This is a genomic window from Propionivibrio soli (assembly GCF_025770765.1).
Lineage (GTDB): Bacteria > Pseudomonadota > Gammaproteobacteria > Burkholderiales > Rhodocyclaceae > Propionivibrio > Propionivibrio soli.
Window position 1 is genome coordinate 56,174 of record NZ_JANZKY010000013.1, and the last position, 13,762, is coordinate 69,935.

Annotated in this window: 14 protein-coding genes; 10 read left to right on the forward strand and 4 right to left on the reverse strand. The window is 62.8% G+C overall.

Annotation, left to right across the window (positions count from 1 at the left end):
- Positions 1-25: 25 nt before the first annotated feature.
- Entirely contained in the window at positions 26-2,143 is a 2,118-nt protein-coding gene (locus NZ453_RS15530) for an ATP-binding protein (protein WP_263771621.1), read from the reverse strand.
- Positions 2,144-2,218: 75 nt separating this feature from the next.
- Here NZ453_RS15530 and NZ453_RS15535 point away from each other — a divergent pair, with 75 nt between their 5' ends.
- Positions 2,219-2,950, forward strand: coding sequence for a response regulator (locus tag NZ453_RS15535; RefSeq protein WP_263771622.1), 732 nt, complete (start codon positions 2,219-2,221; stop codon positions 2,948-2,950).
- 181 nt (positions 2,951-3,131) lie between these two features.
- Here the strand turns inward: NZ453_RS15535 and NZ453_RS15540 are convergent, their stop codons facing one another.
- Positions 3,132-3,419 (reverse strand): CopK family periplasmic copper-binding protein, encoded by a 288-nt coding sequence (locus tag NZ453_RS15540; protein ID WP_263771623.1) that lies wholly within the window; start codon positions 3,417-3,419, stop codon positions 3,132-3,134.
- A 303-nt stretch (positions 3,420-3,722) separates the two neighbouring features.
- On the opposite strand from NZ453_RS15540, the gene NZ453_RS15545 reads away from it, so the two are divergent.
- The 7 genes from NZ453_RS15545 to NZ453_RS15575 all read left to right on the forward strand — a co-directional run bounded on the left by NZ453_RS15545 (position 3,723) and on the right by NZ453_RS15575 (position 9,985).
- Complete coding sequence (locus NZ453_RS15545) at positions 3,723-4,313, forward strand: hypothetical protein (protein ID WP_263771624.1); 591 nt, start codon at positions 3,723-3,725, stop codon at positions 4,311-4,313.
- Between the two features lie 146 nt (positions 4,314-4,459).
- Positions 4,460-4,945 carry a hypothetical protein gene (locus NZ453_RS15550; protein ID WP_263771625.1) on the forward strand — a complete coding sequence of 162 codons (486 nt, stop codon included), beginning with the start codon at positions 4,460-4,462 and terminating at the stop codon, positions 4,943-4,945.
- Positions 4,942-6,279 carry a GAF domain-containing protein gene (locus NZ453_RS15555; protein ID WP_263771626.1) on the forward strand — a complete coding sequence of 446 codons (1,338 nt, stop codon included), beginning with the start codon at positions 4,942-4,944 and terminating at the stop codon, positions 6,277-6,279. Before NZ453_RS15550 ends, NZ453_RS15555 begins: the two co-directional genes overlap by 4 nt.
- Before the next feature lie 146 nt (positions 6,280-6,425).
- Positions 6,426-7,388, forward strand: a complete 963-nt coding sequence (locus tag NZ453_RS15560) for a thiamine pyrophosphate-dependent dehydrogenase E1 component subunit alpha (protein ID WP_263771627.1) — start codon at positions 6,426-6,428, stop codon at positions 7,386-7,388.
- Between the two features lie 91 nt (positions 7,389-7,479).
- Positions 7,480-8,448, forward strand: a complete 969-nt coding sequence (locus tag NZ453_RS15565) for an alpha-ketoacid dehydrogenase subunit beta (protein ID WP_263771628.1) — start codon at positions 7,480-7,482, stop codon at positions 8,446-8,448.
- Between the two features lie 41 nt (positions 8,449-8,489).
- Complete coding sequence (locus NZ453_RS15570; RefSeq protein WP_263771629.1) at positions 8,490-9,065, forward strand: diheme cytochrome c-553; 576 nt, start codon at positions 8,490-8,492, stop codon at positions 9,063-9,065.
- A gap of 113 nt (positions 9,066-9,178) precedes the next feature.
- Positions 9,179-9,985: a DUF3750 domain-containing protein gene (locus NZ453_RS15575; RefSeq protein WP_263771630.1), complete on the forward strand. Its 807-nt coding sequence runs from the start codon at positions 9,179-9,181 to the stop codon at positions 9,983-9,985.
- Positions 9,986-9,997: 12 nt separating this feature from the next.
- Here the strand turns inward: NZ453_RS15575 and NZ453_RS15580 are convergent, their stop codons facing one another.
- Positions 9,998-10,333 (reverse strand): GIY-YIG nuclease family protein, encoded by a 336-nt coding sequence (locus NZ453_RS15580; protein ID WP_263771631.1) that lies wholly within the window; start codon positions 10,331-10,333, stop codon positions 9,998-10,000.
- A gap of 120 nt (positions 10,334-10,453) precedes the next feature.
- Between NZ453_RS15580 and NZ453_RS15585 the strand changes: the two genes are divergently transcribed.
- Positions 10,454-11,656 (forward strand): aldose 1-epimerase family protein, encoded by a 1,203-nt coding sequence (locus tag NZ453_RS15585; RefSeq protein WP_263771632.1) that lies wholly within the window; start codon positions 10,454-10,456, stop codon positions 11,654-11,656.
- A gap of 64 nt (positions 11,657-11,720) precedes the next feature.
- Here NZ453_RS15585 and NZ453_RS15590 read toward each other — a convergent pair whose 3' ends face one another.
- Positions 11,721-12,521, reverse strand: coding sequence for a TetR family transcriptional regulator (locus NZ453_RS15590; RefSeq protein WP_263771633.1), 801 nt, complete (start codon positions 12,519-12,521; stop codon positions 11,721-11,723).
- Between the two features lie 166 nt (positions 12,522-12,687).
- Here NZ453_RS15590 and NZ453_RS15595 point away from each other — a divergent pair, with 166 nt between their 5' ends.
- The gene (locus NZ453_RS15595; RefSeq protein ID WP_263771634.1) at positions 12,688-13,749 is read left to right on the forward strand and encodes an HD-GYP domain-containing protein; all 1,062 of its coding nucleotides are present in this window, start codon (positions 12,688-12,690) and stop codon (positions 13,747-13,749) included.
- The last annotated feature ends 13 nt before the right edge of the window (positions 13,750-13,762 follow it).

Below are 13,762 nucleotides of genomic sequence, written 5' to 3' on the forward strand. Positions count from 1 at the left end.
CTATCGCGACCTTGCCTACTGGATCTCAGATCGCCGTGGCTATCGTCGCGGCTGGCGCCCCATCCTGGCGTGTTGCCGACGGGAGAACCTCGATCAGCGCGCGCTGCAGGTCGGCGCGCTCCAGCGGCTTGGCAAGTACACGGGTGACGCCGACAGCGGCCGCCCGGGAGGCGAGGAACGAGCCGCCGCAGCCACTGACGAGGAGGACAGGGACGTCGGGGGCGCACGCGCGCAACGCCTGCGTGAAGCGGGTGCCGCACAGCGTCGGCATCACTTCGTCAGTAATGATGGCAGCAAATCGCTTCGGGTCTTCGCGCAGCGCCGCCAGCGCGGCTTTGGGGTCGCAAAAGCCTGCGCATTCGTAGCCGAGCCCGTTCAGCGTCTCCTGCGTGAGCGCGACGAGGTCGGGTTCGTCGTCGACGATCATCAGGCGTTGGCCCGAGACCGGCATGGCGGACTCCGGGAGGCTGGCGGTGCCGGTGAGTTCGTCCTGGCTTTCCGGGAAGTACAGCGTGAACTGCGATCCGCGGCCGACGGCGCTCTCAACGTTGATCGCCCCGCGGAACTCGCCTACGACGCCGTGCACGACGGCAAGTCCGAGACCGGTACCTGAACGGTCGCCGCGCGTCGTGAAGAACGGCTCGAAAAGGCGCTCCATGACGTCTGTATTCATACCCAAGCCCTCATCGGCGACGGAAAGCGCAAGATAAGCGCCGGGTGCCAACTCGCCGTGTGAGAGCAGACGGGATACCGACAAGGTGGTGTGCATGATGCTGACGCGCAGCGTGCCGCCTTCGGGCATCGCCTGAATGGCGTTGGTGCACAGGTTCATGACGGCTTCGAATGCCTGTGTCGGATCACCGCGCAGCTTTCCAGGCCCCGCGTCGAAATAGCGCTCGACCCGGACGCCGGCGGGCAGCGAACTCTCAAGCAAACTGAGCACTTCGTCCACAATCGGCTCCAGCCGGAACACGGCCGCGGTGTGGGCGCCCGTGCGGCTGAATTTGAGGATGCGGCCGATCAATGCCTTCCCGCGCAGCGCGGCCTGCATCACCTTGTCCAGGTGCCGCGCCTGGCTGCTGCCAGGGGGTGCCGCGTCGCGCGCCATTTCGCCGAAGCCGACGATCGCGGCGAGTACGTTATTGAAATCGTGAGCCACTCCGCTGGCCAGCGTGCCCAGCGCTTCGAACTTCCCGGCCCGCGACTTTTGCAGACGCAGCGCATCGCGCGCTTCAGCATAGCGGCGGTCGGAGCGCGCGATGCGACGCACGGAAACAATGAGCACAACCGAGAGCAGCACGATTCCAAGCAAGGCCCAGAAAGCCACGTCGTGCCAGGTTTGCAGGGCGGCCTTCAGGTCGCGCGTGACCATGAGTTTGAGACCGTATTGCGGCAGGCTGTGAATGCTCACAAGACGTTCCGTACCATCGGAGAAGACATGCTTTTCCATCCGCGGAGGGGCGGTCAGCAGCTCGCTTAACGTCGATTCGCCGAGCCTTGCGCCGTCGTCGATGCGCCCAGCCAGGCGCAATCCGTCGTTACGATAGACCGCCATGCGCGCGTCTGCCCCGGGCGAAGCGACATGAAACGCGCCGTAGAGCGCCGCGACCGGCACGCCGGCAATGATCCAGCCGCCGCTTCCATCGATCTTCCCGTTGGCACGTGCGGCGAGAGCAATGAACGATTCGCGCGTGGCCGGGTCTGTGAACGCGGCGCTCACGGCGATGGCACCGTTGCCTAGCGATTCCAGCGTTGGGAAAAAGGAACGCGGATCGGGCGGGTGGCTCGCATCCGAGCCGTAGCGCTGGCCGCCTTTGTTATCGACGTACCAAAGGGTCCTTACCGTCGGCATATAACGGACCGCTCGTTCCAGCGCTCCCTGCGGGCCCGAGGAGGAAACCTGACCGCTGCGCAAATCGTCGCGCATGGCGAACAAGCCGTCCTTGACGCCTTGCAGGCCGCGCGCGATTTCATCGGCGAGAGCGAACGAAATCAAACGGGTTTCGCGCATCTGCATGTCGATCGCGCTGCGATGCATATGCCATAGCGCGACGGTGGCGACGACCATCACGGCGTACCATACGGAAAGCGCCGCGACCCAGAGACGATGAGGGGAACTGTGATCCTGAAGCTTGGTGAGCATATGCTATGATACTCCGCTCGCATCGCATGCCCCGCGTCTACGGGGCCGCTGCCGGTCTCCTACTGCGGTGAAGCAATGAACGTCCCCACGGCTCCACATATTCTCGTCATCGACGACGATCCCGACGTGCGCGAACTCGTTGTCGAGTACCTCGGCAACAACGACATGCGCGTCAGCGCCGGCGAATCCGGCCGTGATCTGTTCGATCTCTTCGATCGCGAATCGATCGATCTGGTTCTGCTCGATCTGCGCCTCCCCGGCGAGGACGGCATGTTGCTCGCCCGCCACCTGCGCGACCGGGCGGCCGTGCCGATCATCTTCCTGACCGGCCGCAACGAGGAGGCGGACCGTGTAATGGGCCTCGAACTGGGGGCCGACGATTACGTGACGAAGCCGTTCAGCCCGCGCGAACTGCTCGCCCGCGTGCGCGCCGTGCTGCGTCGTTACCAAGTACAGGCGACGCTGCCCGAACGCGATTCGTCGCGTCGCGCGTTTCGTTTTGCCGGATGGGAATTGAATCTGCGCACACGGCGCCTTACGTCGCCCAGTGGCGCGGTCGTTGAGCTTTCCAACGGCGAGTTCAGCCTCTTGAGCGCGCTCTGCCGTGCGCCCCAGCGTATCCTGTCGCGTGATCAGCTGCTGTCGATGTCGCGGCTGCATGAAGGCGAAGTCTATGATCGGACGATCGACGTACAGGTCCGGCGTCTGCGTCTGAAGGTTGAGAGCGACCCGGCGAACCCCTTGCTCATCCTCACCGAACGCGGCGCCGGCTATCGGCTCGCCGCTGACGTTGAAACGCTGTACTGAGGAAGTCTCATTGCGCTGCTCAGCGGGGCGCGTGAAGCGTGAACGAAGGAGAACGGAATCAGCGCATGGTGGCGCCGATTCCGTTCTGAGAGGGTGAATAACGCGCTGGTCTTGGCGATCTGCCGCCACCAACACGTTCTTCGTTAACAACGCTCTGTCGTTGCCGGTACGCACATTCCGACTATACGCCCATGCCGAGCTTCAGCAGGTAGTCAAGACGGGCGACTTCGTTACCCACCGTGCGGATTTCGTGGCCATCCTTGGCCTTCAAGGTCGATCCCGGTGCGATGCTCACGGGTTGGCCGTACTTGTTCTGCAGCGCGGTCTTGCCGCTATCGAACACATACAGCGTGGAGCCGTCTTGCAGATCAACGACCTGCTTCGCTTCTTGACGGGCATCGAGTTCGCTAGCACCGGCAAACGCAGAGACGGCACTCAGGGCGACGAGGATCATGGTTTTCTTCAGCATTTTCACTTCTCCAAATAAGAACTAGGGGTTCAGAAAGGCGGCATCAGGGTCAATCCCCTTCGTGTTTCTGAAGAAGAAGAACCGACAACCAATGCGCCTGTCCTGGCCCGGGTACTTCCTGTTGCTTGTTCCCGGGCCGCAAGCGAATAGTGATCGCCGAGCATGAGCACGATGTTGCGGATTGAATCCGCGTTTGTTACATCTGTAATTCGGGTTGTCACAAAGCACGCGATAGAGTTTGCGATAGGCGCCCCCTTCCGATTTTGTTACCCTGCCGTATCCCACCCAGCTACGGAGGCCGCCATGCGCCGCTTTGCTCTGCTCCTCGTTCTAGTGCTGGCTTTCGGGCCTTTTGTCTTCGCCGGCGAAACCGCGCCTATGCTCGAAGGCGAGGCGTTCAGCAAAAAGCTGGTCGGGCATCCGGCCGATGGAGAAAAGCTCATCGAGTTCATCCGGCCAACGGAGACGCCGCAGAACTGGACGCGCCTGATCGCTTTCCGCTTTCAGCAGATCGCGGTTTTGGAGAACGATCCGGAAAAATATGCGCAGGCGATGGCCCAACTCGTCAAGCGCGGCAACCCACAGGCCAGTTTCCACGTTGAGAAGAACGATAAGGGAGACCAGGCGATCATCGATTATCTGACGTGGCCGCCCGACGAAAAATTCATGGAGTTCAACGTCGTTCGTTTCTGGAGGAGTCAGAACGGCAAGGGGGTCGCGTCCCTGCAGTACAGGCATCGCTTCGTCCCGCCGCGGGCGACACCGGGCAATCCGGCGAACACCGAAGAAGTGAACCGCAAGGCAAAAGAGTTTCACGAGCGGCGTTTGGCTTGGGGGCGCGCCGCGGCGGAAGCCGATACGCGAGAAGTCGAAACCGTGTTGGGCTTACCGTAAGGCGCCGCGAAAAAGCCATCCGCCGGGACGATGTTCATCGTCACCGTGCGGCGGGCACTTCGGGGTGGCGGACGTGTCCAATCGCGGCTAAACCGCGATAAACATGCGGGATTTTCTCCGAAAGACCGAGAGAGAGCCAAGCCGCCATGGCAGAAAACCTGCTCAAAAACGATCATGTCGATTTCATAACCTCTGGCGTCAGCATCAGCTTGGCGTCGTGGCGGCCCGGCCATCCGCCGACCATGAGCCGGGGGATGGGGTGCAAAGTCTTGGATGATGGCCGTCAAGTCGGTGTTTTCATCCTGCGCTCGCAATCGGCGGCACTTCTCGACTGCATACGCACGAGCCGGCGGGTTGCCAACGTCTTCAGCCTGCCGAGTACCAACCGGACCTTGCAGCTCAAAGGCGCCGATGCCGAGGTACAGACCTTCGAAGCGGCGGACTGGCCGGTCGTCGAAGCACACCTTAGCAACTTCATGCAGGAAGTCCGGCCGCTCGGGCTGCCCGAGTCCGTCGTACGGGCGGTGTTGGCGTTCAATGCCGACGACCTTGTGACGGTCGTTTACTCACCCAACGCGGTGTTCTCCCAGACCCCCGGGCCGAACGCTGGCGAAAGGCTGGGCGGAGCATGAGCCTGCGTCTAGACAATCTGCGGGAGTGCCTGGAAGGCATCATTCCGGGCCACATCGCTACCTGCGATCCCGAGGGAGTCCCGAACCTCGCCTACCTCTCGCAAGTGCAGTTCATCGACAGCCAACACGTCGCCCTGTCGTACCAGTTTTTCAACCGTACCCGGCAGAACGTGCTCGCCGGTTCTCCTGTGCAGCTCTTGCTGACGAGCCACCTCACCGGCGCGCAATACCGTCTCGGGCTGCGGTATCTGCGTACCGAGACCGCGGGGCCGTTATTTGAGCAAATGAAGGCGAAACTCGCCGGCATCGCCTCGCACACCGGCATGAGCGGCGTTTTCCGCCTGCTCGGAGCGGACATCTACCAAGTGGGTGACATCGAGCAGGTTCCGGGGCCGACCGTCGCCTCGCCGCCATCGCTCATCAATTTGCTCACCGCGTTGCGGCGCACGGTGGCGCGCATCGGTACCTGCGCGACGCTCGAGTGCCTGCTGGAGACGACACTCGATGCACTCGATGAGGAGTTCGGGATCGCCCACGCGATGTTACTGATGCACGACGAAGGCCGAGGGCGTTTGTACACGCTCGCCAGCCGGGGATACGCCGAATCCGGGGTGGGCTCGGAGATCCCGGTGGGCGACGGCGTGATCGGTGTCTGCGCACGGGAACGCACTCCGATCCGCATCGGCTTCATGACTGCAGAGTATGGTTACGGCCGCGCGATACGCGAGGGCTGGATCGCGGGCGGGCTCGGCGACACGCTCGAAACGGCGATTCCGCTGCCGGGACTGCCCGAAGCACGCAGCCAGTTGGCGGTACCCATCCTCGCGTTCGAACGTTTGATCGGGGTTCTCTACGTCGAGAGCGTGGCCGATCTGCATTTCGGGTACGACGACGAAGATGCCCTTGTGGCTTTGGCCGCGCAGCTCGGGATGGCCGTCCACTTTCACCAGCAGCAGGAAGATCAGGCCGAAGAACCTTCGTTCGTTGGCGTCGTCACGCCGGCGATCTCCGGAACACCGTTGCTCGTCCGCCATTTCGCGGGCAACGACAGCGTGTTCCTCGGTGACGATTACCTGATCAAGGGCGTTGCGGGAGCGATCCTTTGGGCGCTGCTCACCGACTATGTAGAACGCGGCCGCACCGTATTCACCAACAAGAGCCTGCGTGTCGATTCGCGTGTGCGCCTCCCCGACCTCGGCGACAACCTGGAAGCCCGCCTCGTGTTGTTGCGCCGCCGTCTCGACGAGCGGCAGGCGGGAATCCATCTCGAAAAGTCGGGGCGTGGACGTTTCGTGCTCTCCGTCGACCGGCCGCTGCATCTCGGCGAAGGCTGAATGTATCGCGCCCGAAGGGGCCATCTGGCGGTTCTTCTTAAATCTTCATTCACGACTTCTTAAAAGAATCGTAAGCGGCGTCTGGCCGTCTTGCCAGGTGGCGCCGCACCCATAGACTTGCTTCCGTCATCTGGACAGGAGAAGTCATGGCACAAAATTTCCCTCAAATCGATCCGTCAATGCTGCTCGAGCAGATGCTGCTCATCCGCGCCTACGAGGAAGCGATCGTCGCCGGCAGTGCGGCCGGGGCGGTCCCCGGAACCTGTACCTCGGTCGGTCAGGAAGCGGCGGCTGTCGGCGTGGTGAACGCGCTCGCCGCCGAGGATCTCATCCTCACCAACCACCGCAGCGCCGGCCATCTGCTCGCGCGCGGCGCCGACCCCGGCCGGCTGCTGGCCGAAGTGATGGGCCGCGAAGGCGGTTATTGCGGTGGCCGTAGCGGTTCGTTACACATCGCCGTGAAGGAACTTGGCGTCGTCCTCACGTCGACCATCGTCGGCGGCGAATTGGCGATGGCCCCGGGCGTCGCGCTGTCGCGATCGATGCTCGGCCTGCCCGGCATCGTCGTCTGCTTTTTCGGCGACGGAGCGGCCTGCGAAGGGCGTTTTCATGAGTCGCTTAATCTTGCGGCGCTTTGGAACCTGCCCGTCCTCTATGTCTGCGAGAACAACCACTGGCAAGCCTTCGTGCATCGGCGCGAGGCGATGAGCCGCGAACACGTGTCCGACTGGGCGGCGTCTTACGGTATCCCTGCGCAAACCATCGACGGTAACGATGTGTTGGCCGTGCTCGCCGCCGCGCAGACCGCCACCGAGCAAGTGCGGACGAGCGGCCGCCCCTATCTGCTGGAGGTGTTGACTTACCGCACTCGCGGCCATTTCGAGCCCGATGACCAAGCCTATGTCGACCGTGAAGAATTGGCCGCCTGGCTGGCCCGCGACCCGATCAAGCTCCTTGGCGACCGTCTCGTCGCCGACGGATCGATGACGGCGAGCGGCCATGCTCGCCTGGCCGACAAGGTGGCCACCCGCATCTGTGCGGCGCACGCCTTCGCCGACGCTTCGCCTTATCCCAATGCGGATACGCTGACCCGCGACGTTTACGCCTGAGGGAGACGATGATCCCCTCGCTCGCATTCAAACCATTTGCCGCTTCCCAAAGACGCCTTGTTGCTCTCGAAGCGGCCCAGGAGAACTGAGCATGCCCATCCTGACTCTTTACGACGCCGTCGGTGCCGCGCTGACCGAGGAGATGCGCCGCGACCGCACCGTGATGGCCTTCGGCGAAGGCATTGCAACCAAACGCCACGAACTCGTGAGCGAATTCGGCGCGCTGCGTGTGCGCAACACGCCGCTGGCTGAAGGCATCATCGCCGGCACGGCGGTCGGTGCGGCGGCCACGGGTTTGCGGCCGGTCATTGATCTGCTCTTCGCGCCCTTCCTCTGTTATGCGATGGACGAACTGGTGAACAGCGCCGGCAAGCTGCGTTACATGTCCGGAGGCCAATGGTCATTTCCTCTCGTCACGCTGGCGATGACCGGGGCCGGCTGGGGCGTTGGCGCACAGCATAACCACAATGTCGAGGCCTGGTTCGTACACAGCCCGGGCCTCAAGGTCGTCATGCCGAGTACGCCGGCGGACGCCAAGGGGTTGCTCAAGGCGGCCATCCGCGACGACAACCCGGTGCTCTTCTTCCTCGACATCGGCTTGCTCCACGAACCGGGCGAAGTGCCCGATACAGAGGCGACGATTCCGCTCGGCACGGCGGCTGTGCGACGCGAAGGGCACGACGTAACGCTCGTGTCCTATGGCAAGACGGTGCACAACTGCCTGCGCGCCGCCGACGAGTTGGCGGCTGCGGGCGTTTCGGCCGAGGTGGTCGACCTGCGTAGTCTGAAACCGCTCGACATGCCGACCGTGCTTGCCTCTGTCGCCAAAACGGGACGGCTGGTCGTCGTCCACGAGGCCAACCGCTTGTGCGGTGTTGGGGCCGAGATTGCCGCCGTCGTTGCCGAGGAAGCGTTCGCCAGCCTGAAAGCGCCTATCGCTCGCCTTGGTGGTCCCGATGCGCCGGTCGCCGCCAGCTACCCGCTCGAGCAGGCTTTCGTGCCGCAAGCGGCGGCGATCGCAGCGGCCGCCGAGCGTCTTTGCAGGCGGCAGTACGCCTGATGCCCATTCTCAATCCATACCGAAATTCGTGAGGTAGAACCATGCATTACAACCATCAACACACTGCACGCGTCGCTACCCTGGTCGCTTGCATGCTGCTTTCCCTTTCCACTTTTGCTGCCGGCCGTGACCCGGCGCTCGTGAAGCGCGGCGAATTGCTCGTCAGTGTCGGCGGTTGCGGTGACTGCCATATGCCGCTCAAGATGGGTCCGAACGGGCCGGAGCGCGATGCAGGCCGCGGATTGTCCGGCCACCCGGAACGACTCGATCTGCCGCCTCCGCCGCGTTTGAGCGGGGAATGGAACTGGGCGGGGAGTGCCACGACGACGGCGTTCGTCGGCCCTTGGGGTACTTCGTATGCCGCTAATGTGACGCCTGATCGCGAGACGGGTATCGGTAGTTGGAACGAGAAGGACTTCATACGCGCGATGCGCAGCGGCAAGCATCTCGGTGTGGGTCGACCGATCTTGCCGCCGATGCCATGGCAGGGGATGTCGCGGCTCCCTGAGCGTGACCTGCGGGCTATCTACACTTACCTGATGGCGCAACCGCCGGTAAAGAACAAGGTGCCCGAAAACGCGCCCCCGCCAATGGCCGCCGCCGGCGCGATGAAGTGACGCGAAGAAGATGCTGGCGGCCCGTCCCTAAGGCGGGTCGCTAAGCCGGGCGAACATCGTGCATACTTGAGGGAGAAATGCGGCGAACGCATTTGTTCCCGATCAGGTGTCCCATGAAGCGCACGAGCCGTCTCACGTTGGCCTTGGCCGCGATTCTCTGCTTTTCCTTCGGTCTTAGCGTTGCCGACGCTTCCCGCGGCGAAAGCGGCGGCGAGGTTCGTAGCTGGCGAACGGCGCCGCGCCACTCGGCGGGCATTGCGCCAAATCCCGCCGAGTTTGCGGATATCCCGATCGTGCAGGTGTATGCCGCGTCGACTTATGGTTGGCGAGGCGTCTTCGCCGTCCACCCCTGGATCATCTACAAGAAGTCCGGAGAGACCGAATTTACCCGTTATGAGGTCGTTGGTTGGCGCAGGGGTGAGGTCGTCCAGCGCAACTACGCGCTTCCCGACGGCCTGTGGTTCGGGGCGCAGCCGAAGCTGCTCGTCGACCAGCGCGGCGAAGGCGTCGATGCGCTGATCGGCCAGATCGAAAAAGCCATCGCCAGCTACCCCTATCCGACCACCTACCGCAGCTACCCGGGGCCGAACAGCAATACCTTTCTCGCACATATCGGCCGCGAGGTTCCAGACCTGCACCTCGACCTACCGGCCAACGCCATCGGTAAGGACTATCGCCCGATCAGCGCGCCGCTAGGACTGTCGCCCTCTGGGCGCGGCGTTCAGGCCTCGCTGCTCGGCTTGCTCGGGATCAGCGTCGGGGTTGAAGAGGGCGTCGAAATGAATCTTCTCGGCCTCAATCTTGGGGTCGACCTCAATAGCCTTGGCTTGCGTCTGCCCTTCGTCGGCCGTCTCGGTATGGACGACACGAGCCGGTCGATCCATCTTCCCGTGGCGGCTAGCGAGGAACTGCCGCACTGATTTGCCCTGGCTTCAGGGGGCTTCGGATTGCAGGCACAGCGCACGCTTGCGCTCCGCCCGCATGGCCTTGACCCGGGCTTCCGCTTTTGAGGCCGTAGAGCGGTCGGGATACTCGAACACGGCGAGAATCTGCGTCGGAGGGAACGCGCAGGTAAACTTGGCCCCTTTACCCGAGACGTGCGCTGCATAGCGAGCGGCGACGTCGTTGCTGATGCCGGCGTAAATCCGGCCGCCTTTGCATTCGAGCAGGTAGAGATACCAAGGCATGGCTGAGATAAAAAGGGCAGGTACGACGAAAGCGACGACGCGATGGTACTCGTAACCCGAAGCAATGTGGCGACGGAGCAAAAAAAGCAAATCATTCGGCATGCCGGGATAAAGACAGGTGGACCGAAGCGGCGCACAATCCCGGTGTTCCGCCGGGCATGAACACGCTCCGGCTCCGCCCGTTTTCTCATGGAGAAGAAAATGATCAATCGTCAAGCCGTTTCGGCCGCTGAAACGTACGTGAAGGACGATCGCTACTGGTCGTACGTCCTTACGGACACCGTGATGAATATCGAAGTCCCGGCGTGGTCTTTAAGCAACCGTGATCTCGGCTTGCCGACCCGTTTCCATATTCGCAAGAAAACGCTGCACGGCGGTAAGCAGGAAGGCAGTACGCTTATAGAGATCGAGACCGACGCGATGGACGTGTCGATCGTGCCCACCCGCGGCATGAGCATCCTCGATGCGCGGTCCGGCGACGTCACGCTCGGATGGAACTCGCCGGTCGACGAGATCGTGCACCCGGCGTTCATGAATCTCGAGCAGCGGGGCGGGCTCGGGTGGCTCGACGGATTCACCGAGCTCATGGTGCGCTGCGGTTTCGAATGGACCGGTCACGCTTGCGAGGACGCGGGAACGCGCTACACGCTGCACGGCCGGTCGGCCAACACGCCGGCGTCCACCGTGGTCGTACAGGTTGCCAAAGCCTATCCGCACGGCATCCGCGTTTTCGGGCTGGTAAAGGAAAAGACCTTCAAGTTCTCCGACCTCGAAGTGTGGGCGGGGCTGTCGATCGTGCCGGGCGAAGCGCGCTTCGAGGTGCACGACCGGATCACCAACCTGTCGGATTACGCGCGCGCCTATCAGATCATCTATCACACCAACTTCGGCCCCCCGTTGCTCGAAGAATCGGCGAAGGTTCTCGCGCCGCTGCTCGAAGTTTCCCCGTTCAACGACGCCGCGCTTCCGGGCCTAGAGCATTGGAGCACCTATTCGGCTCCGACGCCGTGTTACGACGAGATGGTGTTCAATTGCCAGCCTTGTGCGCAAAATGGCGACGCGACGCTGGCCGCCCTGGTGAATGCCGGGGAAACCCGGGGCGTTGTACTGCGCTATTCGACGCAGCAACTGCCGGCGCTGACGTTGTGGAAGAACACCGATACGCTCAAACAAGGCTACGTGACCGGCATCGAACCGGGAACGAACGCGCCTTATGCGCGCACCATCGAGCGCGATATGGGCCGTCTGCGCCAGCTGGCACCGCGGGAAAGCACCAGCTTCGACCTTACGATCGAAGTGCTCGATTCGGCCGCGAAGGTGGTTGCCGTACGCGATGAGGTGTCTCGCATCCAGGGCGGCCGCGAAACGCGCTTAAGCAAGGCGCAGAAGCGTTTCGAGCGTTAACCGTTAGGGTGTGGAACAGCGTAACAACACGCAGGCGGCGAAGCGAGACTTTGCCGCCAGACGCTCAGTAGTAAGCGCCGGCGTAGCCGCGGTGGGGGTTGCCATAAACATCGCGGCCAGCCGAGCGGTGTTGCTCCATGAAGCGCTCGATATGGGGCGGCGCCGCGCCCTTGAGCATTTCTTTCACCGTGCCGTCGGGGAGCAGTTGCCGGTAACGTACCGGCTTACCAGCCAAGGCCGCGCCTTCGGCAAGATCGGGAGGGATCTCGGTCGGATCGAGAAACAGCGCTTCGCCCAGTTCGGAGTCGAAATGGCGCACGACCTGTTTCTTTGACTCCCTGATGCCATCGATCATGTCGGCCAGGCTGCGTCGGCTCATCAGTCCTTGCCATGAGGCGCGTAAAAACAGGAGTTCGTTCGGGTCTATACCGGGGCATGCGCCCTGGTACGCGGCCGTGAGGCAGTGGTCCGCGGCGGCCAACAAGCGTTGAGTCTCGGTCGCCTCCATTTCGAGCAAGCGTAGAACCTGACCAACGGATGAGCCGTCCAAGTAGTCGTGCGGCAACTTGTCGTAGCCCGGATCGCCGGGATGATGGTGGTCGACGCGGAACGAGGGCGGAACACGAGCAATAGAACACTCGACGAACACAGCGGGCTGCGCAGGCAATAGAACGGTGGGAAGCGCCTGGCCCGCGCGCGAGACGCGGATGACGCCATCGGCGTCGTAGGCGGTGCGTGGAATACAGCGACTATTGCGTTGAGCCGCATGAACGAACGGCCGTGCAGCGCGCCGCAACGTTCGCTCGATCTCGCGCATTTCCGGATCCTGGGCTCCGAGAACGAAAACCCATTCCTTGTCTACCATCTCGTTTCCTGAAGCTGGGTTATCCCACAATTGGACCGTATGCCGCAACGGCAATTCATCGTGCAACCCGTGTTCTCACTATTGATGCACCGAACACCATACTCTACCGCGGCCCGCCCCGGCTCTCGTATCCGGAACCTCCGGCTCCGGCGGTTGTCGGTCGCGTATGAGCGGGGAAACAAGCCGGGGGACTGCGGGAAAAGGCGAGGCCCACCCCAGCAAGTCCGGCAAACCACATCAACCGTCGAAAAGAACCACCCCCAGCGTAGATGGGGGGTTGCCCTCTGCGGTCGTTCGCCTTGGGCTCGATGGGCGTGTCAGGTATGCGAGTGCCACGATTGAGAACCTCGTGGCGCTTCGTCCCGATATCCTGGTGGGAAAACCGCTGCCAGGCATTTTCTCAGAACCAGGCCAGAGCGAATTTCGCACTCGCTTTGCCTCCGCGATACTCGGTTCAGCGGCGCAACGTTTCGAGATTGACAGGCACGTCGGCGGGCAGGTCCGCACCGTGCAGATCGAGCTGATTCCCGAGGTCGGGCCTGAAGGCAACGCCACGAGCGTCGTCGCAATTCTTGTCGAAACGACGCGGTACAACGTGTCCGAAGAGCGCGCCGAACGGGCGGAGGAGAAAGCGCGGCAAGCTGTCGAAAAACGACGCGCCGCCCTGGTGGAATCCATTAAGGCGCTGGCGCTCGCCTTGGAAAAACGCGACCCCTACACGGCGGGTCACCAGTCGCGTACGGCGGATCTCGCCATACGAACGGCGCGAAAGCTTGGCCTTGCCGAGGAACAGCTGCGCGGCATCTGTTGCGGGGCGCTGATCCACGATATCGGCAAACTCTCGGTGCCGACCGCGATCCTGAATCGGCCTGGGCGACTCGAGGAGCAGGAGTTCGAGCTCGTCCGTACGCATCCGCAGGCGGGCTACGACATCGTCAAAAGCGTTGATTTTCCATGGCCGGTAGCCGACATGATTCTGCAGCACCACGAGCGGCTCGACGGCAGCGGTTACCCTGAAGGGCTGATGGGGGAAAGCATCCTGGTCGAAACACGGATAGTCAGCGTGGCTGACGTCGTCGATGCAATCAGCATGCATCGCCCCTATCACCCGGCTCAGGGCTTACGCAAGGCGCTCGACATCGCGACAGAAAGCGCTCCGGGGCACTATGACGTTAGGATCGTTCGAGCAATCCAGGCCGTCATCCACGAAGATTTTCGTGCCGGATAAGCCCAGGGTCGTG